The following is a 24,164-nucleotide window of genomic DNA, read 5'->3' as shown; positions in this document are numbered from 1 at the left end:
ACTTAATCGGGGCCGCGAGGCCTTTCAAGGAGATCCTCAAATGAAGACAAAACTGTCCGAAGACTACGCTTTGCCGCTTGGCGGAGGGGACCAACGGATTGGGCTTATCTCGGCGGAGGGGGTGGTGGTCCCTTCCGGCGGTCATGAGATGGAGATCTTGAACCCTGCTACCGGCAGGGTGATTGGCGCGCTCCACGAGGCGGGCGCGGCCGACATTGACGCTGTGGTCGCAGGTGCGAAAGCGGCCTATGAGAAAGTGTGGCGCAGAACCGCACCTGAGGTCCGGGCAAGAATGCTGACAGCGTGGGCCGACGCGATTGCAGCGCACCGCGAGGAACTGGCCGATATAGAGGTCTCTGATGTTGGCCACCTGCGCCACGAGGCCCTGGCTGACATCGACAACAGCGCACGGGTCCTTCGCTACTACGCCGGCATCGCCGACAAAATCGAAGGCCGCACGTTTGCGCAGCTGCCTGACCGGCTGTCCTACGGGATGGACGAGCCATTCGGGGTCGTGGCAGGAGTCAGCCCCTACAACGGCAACGCGAATTTCGTGGCGTTGAAGGCAGGACCGGCGCTTGTCGCCGGGAACTGCATCGTGATCAAGGCTCCCGAGGTCGCCCCACTGCTGAATTACAGGATGGTCGAGCTCGCATTGGAGGCGGGCCTTCCTGCCGGTGTCGTCAGCGTTGTGACCGGCCGCGGAGAGAAGGTAGGCCCGCTGCTCACCGAGCACCCGGATATCGGGATGATCGCGTTCACCGGGGGACCTGGTTCAGGACGGGCCATCATCCACCAATCGGCAACCAACATCGTGCCGACATTCCTCGAACTGGGCGGCAAGAGCCCGGCCATCCTGCTGCCCGACGCCGACCTCGACATCGCCATCCCGTCGCTGCTGCATTCCAACTTCGCCAAGAGCGGCCAAAGCTGCGTAACAGGCTCCCGGATCTTCGTCCCGGACTCGATGTACGCCGAGGTCACCGACCGGCTCGGGCAAAAGGCAAGGACAGTGCGTGTCGGATTGCCCACAAAGGAATCCTCTCAGATGGGCACGCTCATCAACCGCCAGCACCGTACCCGCGTCGATGCCCTGGTAAAGAGTGCGATTAACGCCGGCGCGGTCGCTTTGGCCGGCGGCGGCCCGGCAGAAGACGGCGACCTCGCAAACGGCGCCTTCTACCAACCCACGGTCCTGGCGGAAGTCACAGACGATAACCCGGCAGCGCTCAATGAAGCCTTCGGCCCGATGGCAAGCGTCCTGTCCTACTCTGACACCGACGAAGTCATCGCCCGCGCCAACGCCTCAGAATTCGGGCTCAGCGCCCAAATCTGGGGCAACGACGCCCGGACCATCCAACATCTCGCCAAGGAGCTGATCGCAGGAACGGTATGGATCAACACCTACCGCTCCTTCCACCCGACAGTCCCGTTCGGAGGAATGAAACAAAGCGGCTTCGGCAAAGAAAACGGCTTTGACTCCATCGCCATGTACACCCGCCGAAAAGCAGTCGTCTGGGACCTCACCACCGAACGCGAACTACCCTACACCGACAACTAACTCCAGCCAGCCAAAGTGGACCAGTGACAACGGACCACGGGTAGACGGGAGCTCTCGTACGGCGGACCAGGACTTGGGGGCTTCCTCGACGAAGCCCGGTTCAAGTTCACGCGAACCCAACGACTCGACAACGTTCCCCTCGCTAAATTGTCGGTCCATAGTTTGCGCTCACTCAAAGGCTCGAAGAGGTGCGGAGCAGGGCTTGTGCCAATTTCGCGACGAGTGTATGAGAGCCGGCCTTGGGGTGCCCATGAAACTGAACAACTACTAACAAGGGAAGAGTGACATGAATGATTATGCAGAACCTCTAACTCAGCGGCTGAAGGGGCGCCGGATCATTATTACGGGCGCAGCTTCCGGGATCGGACGGAGCACCGCCCAGCTGTTCGCACGCGAAGGGGCAGCAGTTGGGCTTTTCGATCGTGATAAGGAGAAACTGCAGGCGGCTGCCGAACAAATCGGAGGCTTGGCCTTTCCCGTGGACCTAACCGACGATGAGGCAGTCGCCAGCACGGTCGGGGAGGCTGCGGCCGCTCTGAGCGGGATCGACGGTGTCGTTAATGCCGCAGGCATCATGTTCCGCGGGCACGCGGTCGACGTGTCGGCTCAGGACTGGCGCAAGGTGATCGACATCAATCTCACCGGCACGTACAACATAGTCCGCAGCTCCATACCCTGGCTCCTGCAGGAGACCTCCGCGACGGTTGTCACGATTGCCTCAGCGGCAGGGCTGTTGCCGAACTCGCCAGGGTACACAGCGTATGCCGCATCGAAAGGAGGGGTTATTGCTCTCACGAAAGCGTTGGCGGCCGAGCTAGCACCGACGGTCCGGGTGAACACGGTATGTCCCGGCATGGTCGATACAGCCATGGCTGACGGCCATAGGGGAAATGTCGGGAATTATGCGCTGAACCGACTCGCCGATCCGGTAGAGATCGCCCGCGCCATCCTCTTCCTCACTTCTTCGGAATCTTCCTACATTACGGGCTCAGCCCTGGCAACAGACGGAGGCCGGTCCTTTCACTAGTCATCATCGCCAAGGCGAATATTCACAGGAGCGCCTAGTCCTTGAGGCACTTAGGCACGACCCGCGTTTTGGTGCCTGGAACTCCGGGCCGGCGACCCATATGGGCATCCCGGACGGTGCACCTTAGAACAGAAACTGCACCGGCGCAGATCCACCCCGCCCGTTGCAGCAACCTGCAGCCACGAAGAGCAAATCGGGAGCCGTAAGGAGGGTCCTGCATAACCCGTTTCAGCAAAGCCCTCGCTACAGCAGCACGCCCGCGGTTTGATGAAAACAAACCTTTGTGATCAATAGGCACATCGAGGATCACTCATGCGCGCAACCATTCTGCACGGGCCGTGAGACGTCCGCGTAGAGGATCGTGACAAGCCCGCTATCCAGCAGCCCATCGAAGCGGTCATCAAACTGACCGGCGCTTGTGTTTGCGGCTCCGACCTTTTGGCCCTACCGCTGTGCCGACGACACGGCTGAACCTTCAGCAATGGGTCACGAGTATGTGGGCATCGTTGAAGAGATCGGCGCGGATGTGAAGAACGTCCAGGTGGGCCAGCTCGTGGTCGGGTCCTTCTTCGTCTCGGACAATACCTGCGAAATTTACCGTTCCCGTTACCAGAGCGGCTGCGTCCACCGCCAAGGTGTGGGCGGTGCGCGGGCCGAATACATGCGAGTGCCTCTCGCCGACGGCGCACTGGTGACGACACCTGGAATGCCCCCGCCGCCGAGACGGTTCCGTCGCTGCTTGCCGCTCCGATGTGCTCCGCAACGGATGGTTCGCCGCCAGGGCAGCCGAGGTCGACCCGGCAAGACCATTGCCCTAGTGGGCGACGGAGCGGTCGGACTCTCCTGGGCATCCTCGCGGCCAAACAAATGGGAGCCGAACGCATGATTGCCCTCTCCCGCCACACTGACCGGCAGGCGCCGGCCGGCGAGTTCGGTGCCACAGACATCGTGGAGGAACGCGGTGGCGAAGGCGTAAAAAGGATCAAGGAACTCACCGGCGGCCTCGGCGCTCCTCGAAGCAGTGGGGATCAAGGAAGCGGATGATGCATGCAATCCGCGCTACACGTCGCGGGGCGCACGCTTTTCCCATGTTCACCTGCATGATGGTCCGGCCCGGTCCGGGACTACCTGCCGGAGCTGATCGACCTCATGCTCAGCGGCAAGATGAACCCGGGAAAGGTCTTTAACCTTGAACTCCCACCGGAGGAGGCAGCCGAGGGCTACAAGGCCATGGACGAGCGCCGCGCCATCAAGGTACACTCCTGCGCCCGTGGGTACGGAGGCATCAGTTGCCGCACATGCGGTCCCGCTGGTGTCCTCAACATGGGCCTTGATTGCTCTTGGGCTAGTCAGTTTCGGGGCCTGTACAGAAGGGACAATCCGTTACGTTTCCGCCGCCGTCGCAAAACTGGCTCGCGTAATCGAACCGAGGTGGTTGATCCGAGGCTACCGGTATCAGCGTTTCCACGGGCTGTCTCCTTTCTATTGCTCCCACTGTTGGTTCTGAATCCGGTGCACGTTCTGCCTGGATTGCCGGGTCCGACCGGTTGCGAGCACGGTCGGACCCGGCAAGATTGCGTGCGTCATGCATTCTCCGGCGCAGTCGCGGGCCGAATGCTTTGTTCCTTGTCCTCCAGCGGAACAATAAACTCCTCAAGCGGAACAAAAACGCGGGGTTCCACGCCGTCGGCAGCCAACCAGAAGCCGGATTTGTCTTTCATGACTGCTTCGATGACGCCGCGCCGGGTGCCACCCCGTGACGTTTTCACCTCGACATATTCGCCCGGTGCCAGCTTCCTGCTGCTGCCGTTCCTGTCCTTCGGCGTATCTTCAGGAATCATCTGTTTTCCCTTGAAGTCGATAAGCGGATTTTTGTCACTGAATACCTCGCCCGACGTACGCCAGGAGGCTGGATACGGCTTCGGATTCCTGATGGTTCCCCGGGCCGGGTCATACGCACGGGGCTGGGGGCTGCGGTTGAATACCGTCGCTATTCTTGGCTTTGCAACCGGTTTTCTAGATGTTCAATATCAGGTGCTGGTGTGTTGGTACAGACCAGCGGCGCGTGCGCGCTGTGTCGCCAGTTCGATGACGAGGTCCAGGTTGGGGGTTGGGACTTGTGCCAGTTCCGCCAAATCGAGGGGGACGCGGAAAAGGCCGTCGATCTCCATGGAACGTCCGGCCAGCAGGTCCTGCGCGATGCTTTGAAGGTGGCTGGAAGTGGCCAGTTTTGCCAGGCCTTCATCGGGATCGCCTGGATCGCATCCAAGGGCTCGTGCGATAGCGACGCCCTCGTCCGCCATTGCTTTCGCGGTGCCTGCTATGGCGGGCTTATTAAGGACATCCTTCATGGGGGAAGCGGTGAGGGCGGCCAGTGAGCCCCCGATCAGGTTCATGACCAGTTTGGCCCAGACCGCGTCACGGATTTTGGACGTGACGGTGACTTCCAGGCCGCTGGGGTTCAGCAGCGATGCCAGGGTGTCAAGCCTGGGGTCGGGCTTGCCATCGGGGCGCCCGATAATCAGGCGGTTACGGGCGTTCTCTGCGCGGACGACTCCGGGTGCGGTAACGGTGCAGGCAGTGTAGGCAACGGCGCCGACTGCGCGCTCCGGACCGATGCAGTCCCACAGTGCGCCTTCGGGGTCCAGCCGTCGCAGTCGGGTCCCGTCCAGGATTCCACCGTGAGAGCTGAAGTACCACCAGGGGATGCCGTTCATGACGAACACCACCAGGCTGTCCTCGTGTAGGAGCGAAGCGATGTGCTCGGCGATGGTGGGCAGGGCCGGGGCCTTGACTGCGACGATGACGACGTCTTGTGGTCCAAGGTCAGCGGGACGGTCGGTAGATAGCGGGTGGGAGACGAGTGTACCCTCGTGGGTTTCCACCCGCAGCCCGTTCTGTCGAATGGCGGCCAGTTGCTCACCGCGGGCGATCAATGAGAGCTCAATTTGACCCGCCGCAGCGAGCCGGCCGGCGATGTGCCCGCCGACCGCCCCGGCACCGTAAACGCAAATTTTCATGTGTGTCCCCTGTTAGGTAATGCTCGATTAAACGAACTGCTGGCGCTTTTGTGCCGCGGCGGCGCTGAGGAACGAGATGTCGTTGCCGGTGGAGACGTAGCCGGCGCCGAGGTCCTGGTACTGCTTGATCAGGTCCGGCCACCCGCCGAGTCCGCCGATGCCTATGGACTTTCCGTTCGCCCGGCAGGCCTCGATAACCCGAAGAAACGCCTTATGTATCTGGGGGTCGTCCATTTGCCCCGCGATCCCGAGTTCGACGCTGAGATCGTTTGCTCCCACGAGGAGCATGTCCACGCCGTCCACAGCAGCTATCTCCTCAACCGCGTCCAGTCCTGCCTGGGATTCGATCATCGCTACCACCATGGACGCCTCGTCGAGGACCCGGACGACCTGGTCTGCAGGGAACGTCCGGTAATGCAGCTGCGGTGCAGCTCCGGCGAGGGAGCGTTCACCCAGCGGCGCATGCTTAACTGCACGGACAAGGGCGCGTGCCTGGTCGGCGGATTCAACATCGGGCACGATGATCCCCATGGCACCGGAATCCATGACCCTGGCAATGAAGGTGGGGTCGAGGCCGGGCACACGCACCAGGGGAGTGAGCCCGAGGTGGTTGCAGGCCATACAGATCTGACCCGCAGCTTCAAGGGGAAAGCTGCTGTGCTCCATGTCAATGTAAACGGAATCGAATCCCGCCGTGTAGGCGATGGAGGCGATGTCCACAGTACGCACCAGACGGACGGTCATCGAATATACCGGCTCGCCCCGGGATAGCTTTTCCTTGGCATGATTACGCAAAACGGGCGTGGCTACGTTGTTCATTTTCTGTCGTCTCCTGATCGACTCGTGTGTTCTCAGCCGAAAAGAGTCGGCAATGATTCTGCCTCGTCGTCGAACCCGTACACGGACTTGATTTCGAGGTATTCTTCTAGGCCGAACCTGCCCATCGAGCGGCCGATGCCTGACTGCTTGTATCCGCCCATGGGGGTGTAGGAGTCCGTGGCTGCGCCGTTGTAGCTGACGCGCCCGGCACGCAGCCCGTTGACCACACGGCGGGCATTCGTCCGGTCGCCGCCGAACACGTAGCCTCCAAGGCCGTAGGGCGAATCGTTGGCGATCCGCAGGGCCTCGTCCTCGTCCCGGTAGGGGATGACCGCCAGGACGGGTCCGAAGATCTCCTCCCGGGCGATCGTCATCTCCGGCGTGACGCCGGTGAAAACGGTCGGTTGCACGAAATAGCCCCGGTCCAGGCCCTCGGGCCGGTCGAGGCCGCCGATGACGAGCTGCGCACCCTCATTGAGACCGCTCTGGATGAGGTTCCTGATCGATTTGTACTGGGCGGCGCTGACGACCGGGCCCATGGTTGTGGAGCTTTCCAGTGGGTCACCCAGGCGGAAGCGCTGTGCCTCGTCAACGAGGAAGGGTACGACCTGCTCCACCTGGTTTTCGTGCACCAGCATCCGGCTGGGGGCATGGCAGGACTGACCGGCGTTGAAGAAGCTGCGTTGAATGTTCCAGCGGGCAGCCTTTTCGAGGTCAGCGTCGGGCAGCACAATGTTCGCTGATTTCCCGCCGAGTTCGAGGGAGACGCGTTTCACGGTTTCCGCGGCGGCCGCTCCTACCTGTTGCCCGGCGCCAGTGGAACCGGTGAAGGAGATCATGTCCACACCCGGGTGGCGGGACATTGCGTCGCCCACGTCACGACCGGTACCGTTCACCAGGTTGAATACGCCCGCCGGCACGTTGGCCTCATGCAGCACCTGGGCAAGAAGCGTGCCGCTGGCGGCGGAGTTGATGCTGGGTTTTGCCACGATCGTGCATCCGGCCGCCAGGCCGTAGACAGTCTTGATGACGCCTGTCTGGATCGGCCAGTTCCACGGTGAGATCAGTGCGCAGACCCCAATCGGCTCCCGACGGACGATGGCGCTGCCGATGCGCGACTCGAACGGGTAATTCCGCAGGATGTCCCGCGCCACCCGCATGTGCTCAACCGGGCCCGTGACCTGGGCGCGGCTGCTGACAGGGATGCCAACCTCACGCGCGATCAACTCGGAGAACTCGTCGATACGCGACTCGTAAACGTCGATGATCCGGTCGATCAACGCGATGCGTTCCTCCACCGATGTAGCAGAGTAGGTTTCGAAGGCGCGCCGGGCGGCGGTGACCGCGCGGTCTACATCAGCAGCGGTGCCTAGGGTGACCCGGGCGAAGGCCTCCTCGCGGGTGGGGTCGATGAGCTCCACTTCGCGAGGGTCGGTCGGTTCCGTCCATTGGCCGCCGATGTAGAGGTGAGGGTATTGCTTCATGAGCGGGTTCTCCTGTGCCTGCGTGTGCTTTTAGGGTTAGCTGCTGTGGGTGTAGCCGCCGTCACAGGCGATGGTTTGGCCGGTGATGAATGCTGATGCTGGTGTTGCGAGGAAGAGCATGATGCCAACCAGGTCGGTGGGGACCATGCCGCGTGGGATGCACTGCAAGGATGCGGCTCGTTCGCGGACTTCGGCGGTGGGATTGACGGTGCGCTCGACTTCGGTGGCCACGCTGCCCGGCCGGATGCAGTTGACGGTGATGCCATAACTGCCGAGTTCGCGTGCCAGCGAGTTGGTCATGCCGATCACTGCCGATTTTGACGTGACGTAGTGCAGATAGTTGATCGTGCCGCGCGTTACCGCGTCGGATGAGACGTTGATGATACGGCCGAATCCAGCCTTACGCATATGGTCAGCGACCGCACGGGCACAAAGGTAGGTACCGGTGATGTTCACCTTAAGGACATTGTCCCACTGCGCCAGAGGGATCTGGTCGAACGGGACTTTGTCCAGGGTCGCGAAAATCGAGGCGTTGTTGATCAGCACATCGACCCGGCCCCAGGTTTCGATCACTGTATTGACCATTGCTGTGACGGACGGTTCGTCGGCCACGTTGACCTTGACTGCCATGCCGGTACCTCCGGCATCGTGGATTTCCTTGACGACTGATTCAGCCTTTTTGATGTCGAGGTCGGCGACGACCGAAACGGCTCCGGCAGCAGCGAACTGGCGTGCGAGTTCACGGCCGATGCCCTGGGCGGCGCCGGTAATAATGACTACCCGCCCCTCTACGCTGAAGTCCCGCGCCGACGCCGGCACGCCAGAGTCGTGGGGGGTGTGAGTCAGGGGTGTCGTCGTCATAGTCGATCCTCTTGCGTCGTCGTGATGGTCGTGGAGGTGGTGAACAGAGTGGCGCCCCAAGTGAGCTCAACTCTTTGGCGCTGTCGAAGGGGACCAGAAGGGCGCCTCTAATAAACGATATCCCGTCATGTGGGATTCAGTCAAGGCATCGCCGCATGTCTGAATGGCGGAAGTTGTCCAGCAGCTGCGACCAAGAGACCGCGCGACTTGTCGAAGAAGTTGGGGAAGCTCTCACGCTCGAGGCTTGGCAGTACCCATCCCCGGGCCTGTGCGGGGCTACGGGGTGTAAGTTTGGCCAACCGTCCATGGGCCCGGTACGCCAGTGGTCTCGCCACCTGGCTCCTGCCAGCGATGATCAGGCCCCTTGCGGATGCTAGAGGACTTTTGCCTGGGATGAGAGGACGGCATTCGGTCCGGCGGTACGTTGTTGACCTCCTCGCAGGCAATAAGACGAATTTCCGCGAAGGTCGACAGGCAACCGCAGATTTTTCTAGTGCCCGGCTTGAGGGGAACCTAGTCTTTCAAGACTCCTGATTTTTTGCACCCCTCTAATGCAGGCGCTTTAACAGTCATGCTCTCGCCAGACGCGTTGCGGCAAGGAGGGGCAGTGCCGGGCTAATGCTCAGCCCTGACCCTCCTTGATTTCAGTAAACGAGGGGACTGCTGCACTTACCGCAGCAGTGAACCCCTGCCCCGGGAGAAATACTTTACTGGTGCTCTGAACTGCTCTCGGCGAGAGGGAACGAGGTGTATACGAATGTTGCGGGTCGCGGTAGCTCATTGCGGAGATCATGCATGCTGCCCCGCAGTACGATCGAGTCTCCAACGCCGAGCGCCACTTCGCCGTCCTCGAGTAAAAAAATCAGTTCACCGTCGAGCATCGTGATCACGTGCAGAGACGGGTCGGTATGCAGGTCAGGTTTTGCAAGGGAGTTTCCGCTTGCGGCCGGCATGGTGAGGATCCTAACAACGGCGCCTCGGGTCGGCGCAGCCGGCCCCAGCGTCCATTTTGGATCCGGCCGGTCGTGCGGTTTAGCGGGAATACCCCGCTGTTGCCATAGCTCCTGCAAAATGATCCCGTTAGGGAGCCGGGTGCGGGGAAGGTCTCGCTCGTCAGCGATGACCGTGGACGCTGCGGCGTCGTTGACGCCCACGATTACGCGGCGAGCAAAGGGGGGCAGGGCAGTGTTATCGCGTTGCATAAAAACTCTTCCAATCTGGTGGCTCCGCACCACGTTCGCCGCACGTGCCGATGGTGCCGGGAAGTGAGGGCCGCCCGCCCCCTCTCCTGGCGGGGAATCAATCAGCCGGAGCGTCAGCGAATTACGCTGACGTGAACAGCTGAGACAACGCAGGGTTTGTCCGTCCGATTCCGCCAGGCGTGCTTGGTACCCCGCTGAACGATGGTGTCGCCTTGCCGCATCGTCGTCTCGCCTGTATCGAGCAGAACGACAGCCTCCCCGGAAATCACGGTGACAATATCAACCGTATCCGTTGTGTGCATACCGGGTGCATCCGTGGGATCAACTGCATCTCCGGCACCCGACTCAGCCAGGATGCGGGCGTAGCCTCCCTCATAGTCCCATTCACTGTCGGGGGCAAAAGCCGTGATTACGTAGTTGTACCCTGCCGGGGGTGGCGGGATGACCGAGGCGCCACCGGGGCCGTTCGGCGCCATGACCGGTGTTGGCACCTCAGTCGCCTGCCACAGGTGGTTCCGGGTGTAGCCGTCGGCAACCAGGCGATCTGTCGTCGGACCGTCACTTACGAATGTTGACCTGCCGTCGGCATCGAGTCCGGTGATGATCAGGCGCGACTGATATTCCCGATGTTCTCCAGTCATGTTTTTGGTCCTTTCCATCTTGAGAACTGCTCTTCTAGCGGGGAGTCTCCGCCAAAATTTAGATCGCACCAGTCTTTTCTCGCTCAATTGCTTCAAATACGGGAGTGTTGTCGACGTAGATGCGCTGGTCGACGAACTTGCCATCGACAATCGTGATCTTGGAAGCCGCCTTGATCTCGATCACCTCCCCACCGCGGAGGGTCCATCGGCCGAGGGACTCGAAGAAGACGATCCCGCCCTCTTCCTCCCACGCGTTGACGAGATCATGCCCGAGCGATACGACCTCGTTGAGCTTGTCGCTGAAGGCCGAGATGATGTTGTCTCGCCCTTTGATCTCCGGGCTGTTCCCGAATGTCAGCGTCATGTTTTCCGCGTAGTAGGAGCCGAACTCCCGGGGGTTGTTTGCCTCCATTGCCGCGTAGTAATTGGTCAGCAGCCTCACTGTCTCGGTGCTTGCGCGCATTATGATCAAAACCTTCCGTGTTTGGGGTGCCGGATGTGCCGCCGGACGACGATCTGGGAGGACAAAAATACGTGCAGTTAGACAGGTCACGCTCTTGCCCCCGGGCGTTTCAACATCTTGGCAAAGCTGCCACTCTGCCCTGACTTTCTGTGATCTCCCCGGCGCAAACCCGGCGAACCGGCATCCTCTCACGACGTGCAGTCCCCACCCTTTTCTTCCTGCCGCTCAAGAAGAAACAGGATGCCATGCGATTGACTGAGTCTCATAATACAGGATATCGTCATTATTGCTCCACCTAAATGTGTGCGCCATCACTGCTGAACCGCCGCACCACGAGCTGCGGCGTCAAGCAAGGCCAACAATTCATGTTGATCGAGAGATCCATCCTCATTGAGGGTGCAACCACCAACACACCGTCGTGTTCGCTCTAATGAGCAGGGACACCTAGCTAAAAGGTAGTAAGACGCATGAACGAACAATGTCGATCGAACCAGTGCGGGACTCATACCTTCCGCCCTGCGGACCACTAGGGAGAGCTTGTGTCCGAAAATTCACGCCCCACCACGGTCTTGGCCACCACGACTGGTCGCGAAGGCCCTAGAACGTTTATGTTCCGACTCACCTTGATCGCCAGCATCGGTGGCTTGCTGTTCGGTTTTGACACTGGGGTGATCGCGGGAGCGCTGGTGTACCTCCGGGAGGACTTCCAGTTGACAGCCGTTACCGAGGGGCTGGTCGTCACATCACTGCTGTTCCCTGGAGCGACGGCTGGTGCACTTTTGGGCGGGCCTATTGCTGACCGTGTGGGACGGAAGAAGTCGCTGGTAATTGCCGGTGTGATCTTCGTCGTCAGTACGGTGGCATGTGCTTTGGCTCCCAGCGTCGTCATCCTGGTCGCGGCGCGCATCGCGCTGGGCTACGCTGTGGGCGTCGCATCCGTCGTCGTTCCGCTGTATCTCGCCGAGATGGCGCCGGCATCGCAGCGAGGCCGCATCGTTACCATGAACCAGCTCATGCTGGTCATCGGTCTGTTCCTGGCATTTGTTATCAACGCGGTACTTGCCAACCTGATCAACGACACTGTCGTGTGGCGCTACATGCTTGGCATTGCTCTCGTTCCGGCCCTCGGGCTTCTCTTCGGCATGCTTACCCTGCCCGACACCCCTCGCTGGTACGCGAGCAAGCAGATGTGGTCGGAGGCGAAGCGCACTCTGCAGCGGGCGCATCTCGCGGACCGGGTTGAGGCCGAGTACAAGCAAATCACCGCCATCGTCGAGGCTGACCACATCCAGGGCAAGGTCTCGGTCCTCGCCACCCTTCGCAGTGAACCTTGGATGAAAGGTTTGATCCTGGTCGGCATCGTCCTGGCGATCGCCCAGCAGACTACAGGTATCAACGTGGTCATGTACTATGCGCCGACCGTGCTGGAGAGCTCAGGCCTCACCCGATCCGCGTCGCTGCTCGCCTCCGTCACCGTCGGAATCGCGATGATCGTCTTCACGTTGGTGGGTATGTGGATTCTCGGTTTGATGGGGCGCCGCAAAATGATGCTGCTCGGTTTCGGCGGTGTTGCCGCCTCGCATCTGGGGCTCCTAATCACCTATCTGCTACCCGAGTCCACCCTGCGTTCGTACCTGATCCTGCTGTTCATGCTGCTGGTGACGGCGTTCATGGTCACCTTCCTGGGCACCACAGGATTCCTCGTGCTCTCGGAGCTGTTCCCGTTGCCGATCCGTGGGTTTGCCATGGGCGCTGCACTCGGCGGGCTGTGGGTCGCCAACTCTCTCATCTCGTTCCTCTTCCCGATCCTCGCCGAGCAGTTCGGCTCGGTGGCCGTATTTTCCGGATTCCTGGTGCTCAATGTGCTGGCGGCGCTTTTCGCGTTTCGGTACATTCCGGAAACCAAGGGACGTACGTTGGAAGAGCTCGAGGTTGAACTGCGCGACCGTTACACCGGCGCGGTTACTGAACGCCGTAACCTGACGTCGCCGTGACCGCCCTCTTTGGTACCTGCCGCTCTGGCCTGTCGGATCGGCAGGAACCAAGCTCCACCACCTCATTAATAGAAAGTGACACCGAAGATGACTGAACGCAGGTTCGCCGGAAAGGTTGCCTTCGTGACCGGTTCCGGCAGCGGCATTGGCCGCGCTACAGCAATAGCATTCGCGGCCGAAGGCGCCGACGTAGTCTTGGCCGACATCGACGCAATCGGCAACGAAGAGACCGCTCGACTCGTCGAGGAGCACGGTGGGCGGCTGCTCGCCGTCAAATGCGACGTGACTTCATCCAGCGACATCCAAGCCGTCATCAATCAGACGGTCCAGGAGTTTGGTCGACTTGATGTCGCGTTCAACAACGCCGGTATCGAACAGCCGCCCGCACCTCTCGTCGACATCCCCGAGGATGAGTGGTCACGGGTGCTCGACATCGACCTGCGTAGCGCGTTCTTGTGTATGAAGTACGAAATCCCCGCAATGCTGAAGAACGGCGGCGGCTCCATCGTCAACACGTCATCCGGCGCCGGCGTCATCGGGATCCGAGGGCAGGCCGCCTACGTCGCCGCGAAACACGGACTGATTGGCCTGACGAAATCGGCCGCGCTGGACTATGCCGCGCAGGGCGTAAGAGTAAATGCGATTTGCCCGGGCATCATCGAAACGCCCATGATGGACAGGTTTTCCGGTGGCACCCCCGAAGGCCGGGCACGGGTAATCGGTCAGGAACCGGTTGGCCGGATGGGCAGCCCTGAAGAGATCGCTTCCGCAGTGCTCTGGCTTTCTTCTGATCTCGGCGGATTTGCAACCGGACATGCAATGGTCATCGACGGCGGTCAAACGGTCGGGATCTGAGACAGTCCTTCGTCCGTCGGCCTGGACCCAAGGAGGGTCCAGGCCGACGGATTCGCGTACGTGCCCGTGAAGATATTGACCCGCAGGGGTGGTAGTGCCAGTTGGTAGGGACGCTGGGCGCGAGGTGAACCTTCGCTGTGACCTTTCCAATCCACGTTCACACTTGCCGGGGGCTCATGCTCGTAGCTGCACGACCGGATCAGATCCCGGCGCACACCATGACCGCTGAAGTGGTCCAGATCGGCCTGTAGGGGCACCGGCCGTTTCGCGCGCAGTCTTGTCCTGTGTACATTGAGGATCACCTGGTCACCGATTGCCCGGCCGGTGCCGGGCCGCACCAGCGCAGCCATCACCGCCGAGCACGAGACCTGTTGGGGCCCGGCGCAGGTAGCCAAGCGGCCGAGGAATGCCAATGATTCGTTTAGGCGATGATCCGCTTCGCAACTTAGACGCTCACGACTGGGCTCTCTCATTGGAGCGAGGTCGCTGTACTCTAGCCGCCCGACTTCCCTCGGTAAGTCATGTCCTGACCGCCAGGACGTTCCTGATAATTTGTAGTTGCCGGGATGCTGACAGCTGTCGCAGCGAACATGCACCACCGTTGCCCGGGCGGGCCTGTCGATCATGGTGTTCACGCTTGGGATGATCATCGGCGCCACTAAATGGCGTTGCTGACAATCCACATTCCGAGATTGTGCTGAATGCGCCATTCCTGACCGTCTTGGCGGCCGGCGCGTCTTAGGCCGGATGGGTCGGATGATTCCACTGGAATCATTCAGCGGCATCTGCTGCTCGGCTGGCGCGGCACATTCTGGGCCCTCTCATCCTCTAGGTGACCGCCGCGGTTGCCCTCGCAACCCTAGTCCCCGCCGATCCGCCCGGGCGAACAACCCCCTCTGTTTCGGGCTCTGAGCTGCGGGCCATGTGGAACGGGCGGCTGTGGCCAGCCCTCGCGCCACATGCCCGTTGACCACCGTCAGCGTCCTATCGATCTACAGCTATAGCACCCCACTCATCGTTGACTGCCGCTCTGCCGCCGAATCTCGGCGGAATTTGGGGCGTCTCCGGTCGACCTATCGCGTTCCTAGGCCTGTTCACGTTGCTCGGGCTCGGTCTGTCGGCCAAGCCGATCCCGGTGTCACCGGTGATCCGATACGGCGGCGCGCCCCAACCCTCGCCGGCGCAATGTCCACCTCGATCTTCCACCTCGGCACGACTGTAGGCAGAGCTATCACCGCCGCGGCACTCCAGCCGGCGTCGGTATATCCGTGCAAGCCTATGAACTCCCCTGATTCTTGATCAGGCGTTCGGATATGGTCGTTGCAGCATGCTTGACGGCGAATATGGCGTGCTGGACGTTGACATCGCGCCGCTCCTTTTCATCCCATGCGACGCCCACGCTGCCCAGGGCTGTTTTCTGGTCGGTAAGGATGGGTGCTGCGACGCCGTAGACGCCGGGGTTGAATTCTCCCTTGGTCAGGAGGTAGCCGTCCTTTCTTATATCGCCCAGGATCTTGCGGAACTCCCTCCACGTGCTGCCAAGACGGGCGTTCTCAATTTCCTCGCAGTGACGGGGGAAGATGGCTTTCAGTCGGTGGTGGGGGAGATGGGCCAGGATGACCTTCGAGCCCGCTCCTTGAAACATCGGGCGCCGCTGTCCGCGGCTGAACCGATTCTCCGGACTCTGCGGGGCGCGGTACTCTCCGACACACAGCACTGAGTCACGGAACGCGGTGAGCAGAAGAGCCGAGTGCCCGATCTTGTCCACCAAGTCCTCAAGTACGCCGTGGCTGGCCAGCAGCAGCGGGTCGGTCATACGGATCTGGAGGTCCATCTCGATGATCCGCGGGCCGAGGGTGTAGTAGCCGTTGCGCACCGCGGTGAGGAGTCCCGCGTCATGCAGGGTTTTGATATAGCGGTACCCTGTCGACCTCGAGGTCTCCAGTGCTTTAATGAGGTCTGCTGTCGACCAAACGGGCCCTTTTTCGCTGAACAGTTCCAAGATGTGGAGCATTCTGGCTAGGCTGCCCGCGCTGTCCGAAGTTTCTGCCGCCTCAACAGCGCCACTCTGCGAACCGCGTCCATCCATGGCTGGTCCCCATCCTTCTCTATCCTTGCCGCATCAACCCGACTACGAAGTCCCATAATACAGGATATTACCCCCGACCAAGTTCTCCCATGGCACTTTCTAGGACTGCCAAACTGTTGCTCTACCCGCCGGTTATAGTCCTGCAGCTAATGACGAAAATCGCCGTCGCTCCGCTGCTCCTTGTGTGGCTCGGATTCAGTCTCGATACGCCTTGGTCGTTCTCATAACATTCTTTCCCTTGCTTATGGCAAGCATCAGCGGATTCAGGATTCTTGATGACAGGCTCCTCTACTTGACGCGTTCGATGGGTGGGAGCCGGTGGCAGACATTCTGGTCACTGAGGTTTTCCGCTGCGCCCCGATATCGGCAGCGATCGTCGGCAGAAGGCCCGCCACGATGAACTCGATGGCTCCCATCAGAAACGTCCCCCCGCCAGGACATAAGTGACAAGGCTGCTTCGCCTGACGGCAACTGTCGCGGAGTCGGAGGTCACGAACTAAATCCTTTCTGAAGGCAACGGAGTCAGCCGGGACAGCCAAGATCTTCCGGGTGGGCCTGGCAACCTACGAAACGGTCCCTGCACATACGCCTAGGGACAGGCACGCAGGGACCGTTCTGCGTCTAAACCGGAATGAAGGAAGGTGCAGCGATTCCGAGAGATGGCGCTCACGCCAACTGCGATGCAAAATCCCGAGGGATTCCGATCGACTTCACTTCAACATAGGCGTCGAATCCTTCATATCCGCTCTCGCGGCCGATTCCGCTGTCCTTGAAGCCGCCCACCGGTGCGAATGAGCCAAGTGGATTGCCGTTGAGCTCTACTGCGCCGGTCCGAATTTGCCGGGCTAGGGTAAGCCCGTGCTCGACGTCTGCTGTGAAGACGGAGCCGCTGAGACCGTAGCGGGAGTTATTCGCGATTTCGATCGCATCGGCCTCGTCGCGGTAGGCGATGACAGCCAGGACAGGCCCGAAGATCTCTTCTTGAGCGAGGCGCATGTCCGGTTCGACCTCCGTGAAGATGGTCGGTTCCACGTACCAGCCGCGATCGAGTCCTGCGGGCCGACCGCCGCCCAGCACGAGTTTGGCGCCCTCCTTCCTGCCGACCTCGATGTAGTTCTCGACAATTCCCCTCTGCCTTGCTGAGACCACCGGGCCGATCTGCGTCGCGGGGTCGTGCGGGTCGCCAACTGGCATCGATCGGACCATCGTGATCAGCCGATCCACGAGCTCCTCCATGCGCCGCTCCGAGACAAGGACTCGGGTTTTGAGGCTGCACACTTGGCCGCTATTACGGAAGGAGCCCAGACGCAGGTGCTCGGCGACCGCATCGAAATCCGCGTCATCGAGAACGACGGCGGCCGACTTCCCGCCGAGTTCCAAGGTCACGCGTCGAAGATCCTGTCCGGCGATGGAAGCAATCCTGCGCCCTGTTTCAGTGGAACCGGTGAATGCGACCTTATCAACCCCCTTGTGCGACACAAGGTACTCGCTGGCTTCGCGCCCGGCCGGAAGCACATTGAAGACGCCGGCCGGCAGCCCTGCCGCCTCCATCGCCTCTGCGAACCAGTAGGCGCTGAGGGGCGTTTCGGGGGCTGGCTTCAGGATGAAGGAACACCCGGTCAGCAATGCGGGGCCGAGCTTTTGCATGACGCTTGCCACCGGCGTATTCCATGGAATGACCGCGGCTACCACGCCAATGGGCTCACGGACGACTAGCGCAGCGCCCGTTGGCGATTGCCGCACGGTCTGGAACGGGTAGCTCTGGGCAAGTTCAATGTAGGAGTCGAGGATTGCGAGAGCTGCAGGGATCTGAATGGTCCGCGACTGGGTGATCGGGCACCCGACTTCTTCGGTGAGAAGTTCCGCCAAGAGATCCAACTGCTCCTCCAGAGCGGCAGAGACACGCTTCAGGACGTTGATTCTCTCCTGAAGGGCTAAGCGCGCCCAGGGCCCATGGTCGAAGGCGTCGCGGGCTGCTGCAACAGCGATGTCGACGTCCTCCCGGGAGGCAGCTGCGACTGTCGCTATGACTTTCTCAGTGCTGGGAGAAATAACCTCGATCTGCCCGTCTCTTCTCGGCTTCACCCATTCCCCGCCGATGAAAAGGCGGTCGAATTTTCCTTGCCAGAGCATATCGTCGTCCTATTTGTAGATCTGAATATTCTGCTTAAGTTGGATGCCCCGGTGGTCCGACGTCATCTGCGGGTGCGTACCCGTTGAGCCACCGTGTAGCCGGATACTGCGACGAGCAGGATGATGCCGTAAATGACCTGCTCGGTTGCGTTGGGGATGTTCAGCAGCGGCGTGACGTTGTCGAGCAGCGAGAGGAAAACGGCGCCCAGAAGCGCACCAACGAAGGAGCCCCTGCCGCCGGTCATGACGGCCCCTCCCAGGAACACGGCGGCGAACGCGGGGAGCGAATATGTTGCGCCCACGGCGTTGGATCCGATTCCTGTCTGGGATGCCAGGAGCACGCCTCCGACGACGGCGCCGAGGGCACATACGAGAAGGCCGACGGCCCGAATGACGCCGACCTGCCGGCCGATTCTGCGGCTTGCTTCAGGATTGAAGCCAGCCGCTCGCACTGCCAGCCCTGAGCGGCTTCGGAAGAGCCAGAGCTCCAGTGCGATAGTCAGCACAACTAGGCCAATAAAGGGGGCCGGCACGAAGGCGACTCCGAGGCTAACTGCTGTTCCGAGGTCAGGCGCAATGACTCCGCCTGGGGCGGGCCGCAGGATGATGGCTATGCCCTGAACGATGCCCATGGTGGCAATGGTGGCAACGACCGCATTGATCTTGAGCCAGCCGATCAGCACTGCGTTGAAACCGCCTACCGCCGCCGCGACGAGAAGGAGCAATGGAATCGTTCCAAGCAGCGAAGCGGGACTTAAGTCGGGTAGCGTCATTGAGACAAGGACTACGGTAAGACTTATCGTCGACCCGATAGACAGGTCGAAGCCTCTTGAAAGCATGGTGAACTGCTGTCCGAGGGCGACGAAGGCCAATGGCAGGGCGATGATCAGCATGTTCGCCAGGTTGGGCCACGTCCAGAAGAAGGGCGATTGGCTGCCGGCGTACCCCGCCACAATCGCCGTCAGCAGCAACAGAACAATGATGGGGAAATTCGAAGCGGCGCGCGCGAGGAGTCGGGACACGAGCCCGGCGTCGCTGGGCACTTGGTCAACGTGGCTTTGGTCGACGTCAGCTGCGCTGACAAAACTACGAACGATGGCAGACTCGGTCATGGGACTGGCAATCTCCTGGACCACCTTGCCCCGCGACATCACGTAGACCCGGTCGCAGAGCCCTGCCAGTTCGGCAGAGTCTGAGGAATTGACGAGAACCGCCATTCCTTTCTCGGCGGCATTGGACAGTACGCGGTAGATGTCCATGCGCGCCCGGGCATCGACTCCCTGAGTGGGTTCATCGACGATCAGGACCTTGGGAGGGCGCAAGGCCGGCCTGGCAAGGACAGCTTTTTGCTGATTGCCGCCGGAGAGACCGCTGATGGGCTGGTAGGGGGATGCGGCCACTATGCCGAGTTGCTTCGACACCCTGCCGAAGGCCTCCCGCAGGCGGCCCGGCAGGGCAAGGCCGAAGGGTCCGCTTTCCGGGCCCAGTTGGGCAGTAGCATTTTCCATCACGGACAGCTCGCTGTAGACCGACTCGACAGCGCGATCGCCGCTTTGGAAACTGATGCCCGCGTCCAGAGCCGCCGATGGACCGCCCCGTCCAACGGGTTTGCCGTCGACCAGGATTTCGCCTGAGCTGCGCTTTTCACCGATGAGGCCGCGAAGGAAGGCTCTCTGGCCGTTGCCTTCGGCGCCTGCAACGCCGACGATCTCGCCTGGACGAACGTTGATCGAGACCGGGCCGTACCCCTGCCCGGCCAGGTTCCGAACTTCAAGCCTGCTGCTTTCCGCCCCCGACGGTGTCCGCGTGGGGAACTCGAGGTCGGTCGGGGCGCCGACCATAACCTCAACTATTTCGTCCACTTCCCAGTCCCGGCCACTGTAGGTTCCCTGGATCACTCCGTCGCGGAGGACGGTGAGCCTGTCGGCAAGGCGGCGGACTTCTTCCAGGCGGTGGCTCACGTAGACAATGGCGACTCCTTCATCGCGTGACTGCCGGATCAGCTCCTCCAAGTGCGCCGCGTACTGCATGTCCAGGGCCGCTGTCGGCTCGTCGAGCATAAGGACTCGTGGCTGGTGGCTCATAGCCCTCGCGACTTCGAGGAGTTGGCGGGCGCCGGGACCCAGTGCGCCCACCAGGTCCGTGGGTTTGAACGGCAAATCGTAGCGGGCAAGAAGCCGGTCCAGATCGGAGGGTCGCGGCTCGCCGATGGCATTGAAGGAGAGCGCGATATTGTCGGCTACGGTGAGTTCCTCAACCAATGAGGTGTCCTGGTACGCAGTCACGAGCCCGAGTTTGCGGGCACGTTTCACGGACCCGCCGGCCAGCGGGTGGCCTCCGATCGTGACCTCGCCAGTGTCATGCGTGAGCACGCCAGAGGCGATCTTGATGAGGGTGGACTTTCCAGAGCCGTTCTCTCCCACGAGTGCGTGGACTTCTCCCGGCCGGCAGTCGAAATTAACGTCCGTAAGCGCCTTCACGCCCGGGTACGACTTAGACACTCCAGTTAGGACGACGGCTGGCTGCTTCGAGTCGATCTCCGCAGGCACAGAGCTGGCATGGGAAGCCCCGACATCCACAATGTTCTCCACTACATGTTCTCCTTTGGTCCTTCGCGACGGCGGCGGCGTGAGTTGGCTCGTCATTTCAGAGGCCTTCCCAGTTGCAGCGCTGCAATGCGCCGGATTCCGGCGATGCCATATTGGCTGATGGTTATTGCCGCCACTGCGACGACAAGGGTGAAGCCCTGAATCATGATTCGCGCGCCCGTGGGGAACCCGGCCACAACAAGCGCCTGATCAAGCAGTTGCAGGAAGACGCAGGACACGAGGAGGCTCGCGACACTGGTTGGGCCTCCACTGAAGGTGAGTCCGGCGATAGCCACGGCCGTCACCGTCGCCAGCTGGTAGGGAGCACCGATGGAAATGTCTGGCGTTCCGATGAAGCCGGCAACGAGCACCCCGGCGATTCCGTAAAGGAGGCCGACGGCGGCAAACGTGCTCATCTGAACCAGCGTGACCCGCACCCCCAAAGCAGTTGCTGCCCGGGGATTCGATCCAACTTGGGCGACCCGGCGACCGGCACGGGTGTAGGAGAGAACAGCAGCAAGGATCAGTCCGACAACAAGCGCGGCCATGAAACACATGTTGATGTTGAGGAATGACGACTGGGCTACCTGCTGCAGCTGCTCCGGGGCTTCACCCGTCAACGAGAAGGACACGCCGGTCCACAGCAACATCCCGCCCGTGACAATGCCGTAGGTCGCCAATGTCACGATGATGGAGTTCAGTCGAAGTACGCAGATGAAGAAGCCGTTGACGATGCCTATCAACATGGACAGCAAAAGGGCAGCCGGAATGACGAGCCACAGGTTCGCCCCGGGCACGCCATAGTGGACAACGATACCGGCAGCAGCAGCAATCACCGCGGAGACCGATAGATCAATCGCGCCCAACATGACGACGAGCATCTGCCCCATCGCCGCTAAAGCGAGGATGCCAGCAAGGGCACTAACAACCCGTACGGAGTTCCCGCCCAGGCTGGCTGGGGCGACGACCACTGCGAACACCAGCAGCAGCAGGAGCGCCCCCCAGCTGGCCAGATACCGGGCAGGGAACCGGTACTTCAAGTCGGTCAGCCGATTTTGGGCGGCGGACTGGGGCCTACGAATCGGGCCGTTTCGGGTCACACCTGTAGTCATCGCGGATTCCTCCGCATGGTCATCAGCACTTCTTGAACCTCCGAGTCAGAAGCAACATTGCTTCGCTGAAGTTTCGGCCAGAGCGACCGAAGGGTGGGGTTTCACGCAGCCTGGTTGCACTATCTCCAGAACAAATGAATGTGTTGCAGCTCACACTCGAGACAAGTCATGTGTAAGGACACGAGACTTGCTCGCTGCCGGTGCCGGCAGCCTCTCCCGCCCCTTCGCATATCTATGCCATCCCTTGGCGAGAGCCGTAAGTCGCGGCGGCCCCCCGCTTCAATTCGCTCAGGACCGGTCCGCCATTGATTGACACTATCCCATATTACGAGATATTGTTCAATAGTGATCTGGAGCACACGGCTCACCCGAATCCGATCATGAAGCTGTCATCCACCACTTCCGCGAAGCTGCCGAAGGGCACACAGGCCGGCTTTTCCGGGCGTCCATAAGGACGGCCGTGGGCGCCACCACCCATTCCAATGAGGAGCTAATATCAATGAGAACGGCATCCCCGGCCCGCGTAGGGCCCTTTAAAAAGCGAACGGTCCTTCAGCTGCTGGCAGCGTTTCTGCTGGCGGTGCTGCTGGCGGGCTGCTCGTCGACGACTGGGTCCTCAGGGGGCTCGGGCACTACGGCGTCCGCGTCCGGTGAAGACATCACCGCGCAGAAGGTCGACCAGCAGGCCCTCACGGCTACGATCAAGAAGACCTTCCTCACGGACATTCCCGTTTCCGACCTGGACCCCGTGGTGGCGGATGCGATGGCAGCTGCTTCCCTACCGCTGACGGCCGAGCAGAACGAATTGTTCAAGACCTGCCTGCAGCAGAGTTCCTGCGACACCGGACGCGGGTCCCTGACCGTGGCCATCGCGCTCGAGAACAGCAACTCCTTTGCCAGCATCATGCGCGGTGAAGCCACGGCCCAGGCGTTGGCTTATCCGCAGGTCAAGAGGATCGTGTACAACAACGCCAACGGCGACGTCGCTGCCGTCTTGGCGAACCTGCGGAGCCTGGTCGCGCAGAAGGTTGACATCATCGTGACCGACCCGGTCTTCGGCGGCGCGATAGCGTCCGCGCTCCAGCAGGCCAAGCAGGCTGGGGTCACCGTAGTCACGTATAACACCCCTCTCCCGGAATCCTCGGCTTCCTCGGTATCCGCCCAGGTCCCGCTGGCTCTCTGTGACCTCTACACCGAGGGCGCCCAGACCCTGGTGAAGGAGCTCGGGAACAACAAGACTTACGCCCTCTACACCGGCATCCCCGGCAACAGCAACGCCGCGGCATGGCAGCCGTGCGCGAAGAAGGTCCTCGACGAAGCGGGCTGGACCCAGGTCACCGAGGGCTTCACGCAGTGGACAGCCCAAGGCGCAGCGCAGGCTGCGAACGCCCTCCTGGCCTCGGGCAAGGAGCCTGCGGCGATCATCTACGACGACACGACGGACGACTTCGCCAAGCCCTACATTGCCGAGAAAAAGACGCCTCCGGCCTTCTTGAGCGACGTCATGACACATTCCTGGCTCACACTGGTTCAGCAGGCGAAGAAGGCCGGAGTTAACCCGACGTCCTGGATGGCCAGCAGCCACGTCTGGTTCCCCCGGTTTGGCGTCACTGCGGGGATCAAAATCAGGGAAGGCCAGCAGGTTCCCGCCCAAGTGCCTGTGCGTGTTCCGGTGGTCACTACCGACTCGGTCCTCGACACCAACAGCCCGGACATCCCCTCCAGGGTTCCCGTTTCCAGCCTGCTCACACCCGAGCAGATGAACCTCGCGCTGGCAGCCCCGTAAGGAGGCCCATCGGAGCCGCGGGCCACGCTTGCGGGACCGGCGGCCTTCCAGGATTGCAAGCACGGTGCTGGCCACAGGACATCGATCCTTCAGCATCAGTCAAGACATCAGACAGCACCCCGGTACGTGGGACCCGGGGTGCTGTCTTTTGGGCTGGTAGTCAAGGTCCAACCACTCCGGTATCACGCTCACCGCCCCGAGGCCGGCATGGCTGAGAACGTGAAAGGCATATTCTTGGGTTTGCTGCGAACGCGGTCGAACCAGGCACTGGGCAAATAACCTGGAGAAAAATTCGAGTTTGCACAGAACGAAGGGGCACAAACCGGTTCGGCATTGTACACATGGTTCAAGAAGGAACTCTTCTCTCCCATCGTGTCAATGCTTGGCCGCCATGACAAGGGTGAGGCCACTGCAAAAGCGGGCTGAAGGGATCTCCGCCTCTGCCTAGCCGAAGTTTTCGCCTTCTGGCAGACTTCGTCTGGGAGGTCCCTTTCACACCTTCGAGATGGAGGAATGCCGGCGCCCCACC

General features: G+C 61.3%; 17 protein-coding genes and 1 pseudogene. 6 read left to right on the top strand and 12 right to left on the bottom strand.

Going from position 1 to position 24,164, the window contains the following annotated elements:
• Nucleotides 1-40 precede the first annotated feature (40 nt).
• From ACIP90_RS11425 to ACIP90_RS11415, 3 genes and pseudogenes are all read left to right on the top strand, one after another.
• Nucleotides 41-1,561: an aldehyde dehydrogenase family protein gene (locus tag ACIP90_RS11425; RefSeq protein ID WP_400579436.1), complete on the top strand. Its 1,521-nt coding sequence runs from the start codon at nucleotides 41-43 to the stop codon at nucleotides 1,559-1,561.
• A 286-nt stretch (nucleotides 1,562-1,847) separates the two neighbouring features.
• Nucleotides 1,848-2,588, top strand: coding sequence for an SDR family NAD(P)-dependent oxidoreductase (locus ACIP90_RS11420; protein ID WP_400579435.1), 741 nt, complete (start codon nucleotides 1,848-1,850; stop codon nucleotides 2,586-2,588).
• Between the two features lie 375 nt (nucleotides 2,589-2,963).
• Nucleotides 2,964-3,845, top strand: a pseudogene (locus ACIP90_RS11415) (alcohol dehydrogenase catalytic domain-containing protein); the annotation flags it as partial.
• 326 nt (nucleotides 3,846-4,171) lie between these two features.
• Here ACIP90_RS11415 and ACIP90_RS11410 read toward each other — a convergent pair.
• The 8 genes from ACIP90_RS11410 to ACIP90_RS11375 form a co-directional block, all read right to left on the bottom strand.
• Nucleotides 4,172-4,429 carry a hypothetical protein gene (locus tag ACIP90_RS11410; RefSeq protein ID WP_400579434.1) on the bottom strand — a complete coding sequence of 86 codons (258 nt, stop codon included), beginning with the start codon at nucleotides 4,427-4,429 and terminating at the stop codon, nucleotides 4,172-4,174.
• A gap of 189 nt (nucleotides 4,430-4,618) precedes the next feature.
• A complete protein-coding gene (locus tag ACIP90_RS11405; RefSeq protein WP_400579433.1) occupies nucleotides 4,619-5,608 on the bottom strand; it encodes a ketopantoate reductase family protein in 990 nt (329 codons plus the stop codon).
• 27 nt (nucleotides 5,609-5,635) lie between these two features.
• Nucleotides 5,636-6,427 (bottom strand): HpcH/HpaI aldolase/citrate lyase family protein, encoded by a 792-nt coding sequence (locus tag ACIP90_RS11400; RefSeq protein WP_400579432.1) that lies wholly within the window; start codon nucleotides 6,425-6,427, stop codon nucleotides 5,636-5,638.
• 32 nt (nucleotides 6,428-6,459) lie between these two features.
• Nucleotides 6,460-7,911, bottom strand: coding sequence for an aldehyde dehydrogenase family protein (locus tag ACIP90_RS11395; protein WP_400579431.1), 1,452 nt, complete (start codon nucleotides 7,909-7,911; stop codon nucleotides 6,460-6,462).
• Nucleotides 7,912-7,947: 36 nt separating this feature from the next.
• Nucleotides 7,948-8,772, bottom strand: a complete 825-nt coding sequence (locus tag ACIP90_RS11390; RefSeq protein WP_400579430.1) for an SDR family NAD(P)-dependent oxidoreductase — start codon at nucleotides 8,770-8,772, stop codon at nucleotides 7,948-7,950.
• Nucleotides 8,773-9,479: 707 nt separating this feature from the next.
• On the bottom strand, nucleotides 9,480-9,974 hold the full coding sequence (locus ACIP90_RS11385; RefSeq protein ID WP_400579429.1) for a hypothetical protein: 495 nt from the start codon (nucleotides 9,972-9,974) through the stop codon (nucleotides 9,480-9,482).
• A gap of 113 nt (nucleotides 9,975-10,087) precedes the next feature.
• Nucleotides 10,088-10,615, bottom strand: a complete 528-nt coding sequence (locus ACIP90_RS11380) for a cupin domain-containing protein (protein ID WP_400579428.1) — start codon at nucleotides 10,613-10,615, stop codon at nucleotides 10,088-10,090.
• A 58-nt stretch (nucleotides 10,616-10,673) separates the two neighbouring features.
• Nucleotides 10,674-11,078 carry a nuclear transport factor 2 family protein gene (locus ACIP90_RS11375; RefSeq protein ID WP_400579427.1) on the bottom strand — a complete coding sequence of 135 codons (405 nt, stop codon included), beginning with the start codon at nucleotides 11,076-11,078 and terminating at the stop codon, nucleotides 10,674-10,676.
• 539 nt (nucleotides 11,079-11,617) lie between these two features.
• On the opposite strand from ACIP90_RS11375, the gene ACIP90_RS11370 reads away from it, so the two are divergent.
• Together ACIP90_RS11370 and ACIP90_RS11365 are read left to right on the top strand one after the other, a co-directional pair.
• On the top strand, nucleotides 11,618-13,072 hold the full coding sequence (locus tag ACIP90_RS11370) for a sugar porter family MFS transporter (protein ID WP_400579426.1): 1,455 nt from the start codon (nucleotides 11,618-11,620) through the stop codon (nucleotides 13,070-13,072).
• 87 nt (nucleotides 13,073-13,159) lie between these two features.
• Nucleotides 13,160-13,927 carry a glucose 1-dehydrogenase gene (locus ACIP90_RS11365; protein WP_400579425.1) on the top strand — a complete coding sequence of 256 codons (768 nt, stop codon included), beginning with the start codon at nucleotides 13,160-13,162 and terminating at the stop codon, nucleotides 13,925-13,927.
• Nucleotides 13,928-15,203: 1,276 nt separating this feature from the next.
• Here the strand turns inward: ACIP90_RS11365 and ACIP90_RS11360 are convergent.
• The 4 genes from ACIP90_RS11360 to ACIP90_RS11345 all read right to left on the bottom strand — a co-directional run bounded on the left by ACIP90_RS11360 (nucleotide 15,204) and on the right by ACIP90_RS11345 (nucleotide 21,717).
• The gene (locus tag ACIP90_RS11360) at nucleotides 15,204-15,941 is read right to left on the bottom strand and encodes an IclR family transcriptional regulator (RefSeq protein WP_400579424.1); all 738 of its coding nucleotides are present in this window, start codon (nucleotides 15,939-15,941) and stop codon (nucleotides 15,204-15,206) included.
• A 741-nt stretch (nucleotides 15,942-16,682) separates the two neighbouring features.
• Nucleotides 16,683-18,149 carry an aldehyde dehydrogenase gene (locus ACIP90_RS11355; RefSeq protein WP_400579423.1) on the bottom strand — a complete coding sequence of 489 codons (1,467 nt, stop codon included), beginning with the start codon at nucleotides 18,147-18,149 and terminating at the stop codon, nucleotides 16,683-16,685.
• Between the two features lie 62 nt (nucleotides 18,150-18,211).
• Complete coding sequence (locus tag ACIP90_RS11350) at nucleotides 18,212-20,740, bottom strand: ATP-binding cassette domain-containing protein (protein WP_400579422.1); 2,529 nt, start codon at nucleotides 20,738-20,740, stop codon at nucleotides 18,212-18,214.
• Nucleotides 20,741-20,790: 50 nt separating this feature from the next.
• Complete coding sequence (locus ACIP90_RS11345; RefSeq protein WP_400579421.1) at nucleotides 20,791-21,717, bottom strand: ABC transporter permease; 927 nt, start codon at nucleotides 21,715-21,717, stop codon at nucleotides 20,791-20,793.
• A gap of 631 nt (nucleotides 21,718-22,348) precedes the next feature.
• On the opposite strand from ACIP90_RS11345, the gene ACIP90_RS11340 reads away from it, so the two are divergent.
• Nucleotides 22,349-23,635: a substrate-binding domain-containing protein gene (locus tag ACIP90_RS11340; RefSeq protein WP_400579420.1), complete on the top strand. Its 1,287-nt coding sequence runs from the start codon at nucleotides 22,349-22,351 to the stop codon at nucleotides 23,633-23,635.
• Nucleotides 23,636-24,164 lie beyond the last annotated feature (529 nt).

The sequence above is a fragment of the Arthrobacter sp. NPDC093139 genome (assembly GCF_044754165.1).
In the GTDB taxonomy this organism is placed as follows: domain Bacteria; phylum Actinomycetota; class Actinomycetes; order Actinomycetales; family Micrococcaceae; genus Arthrobacter.
The sequence above is the reverse complement of the archived record's forward strand: the minus strand, read 5'-3'. Positions and strand labels throughout refer to the sequence as shown.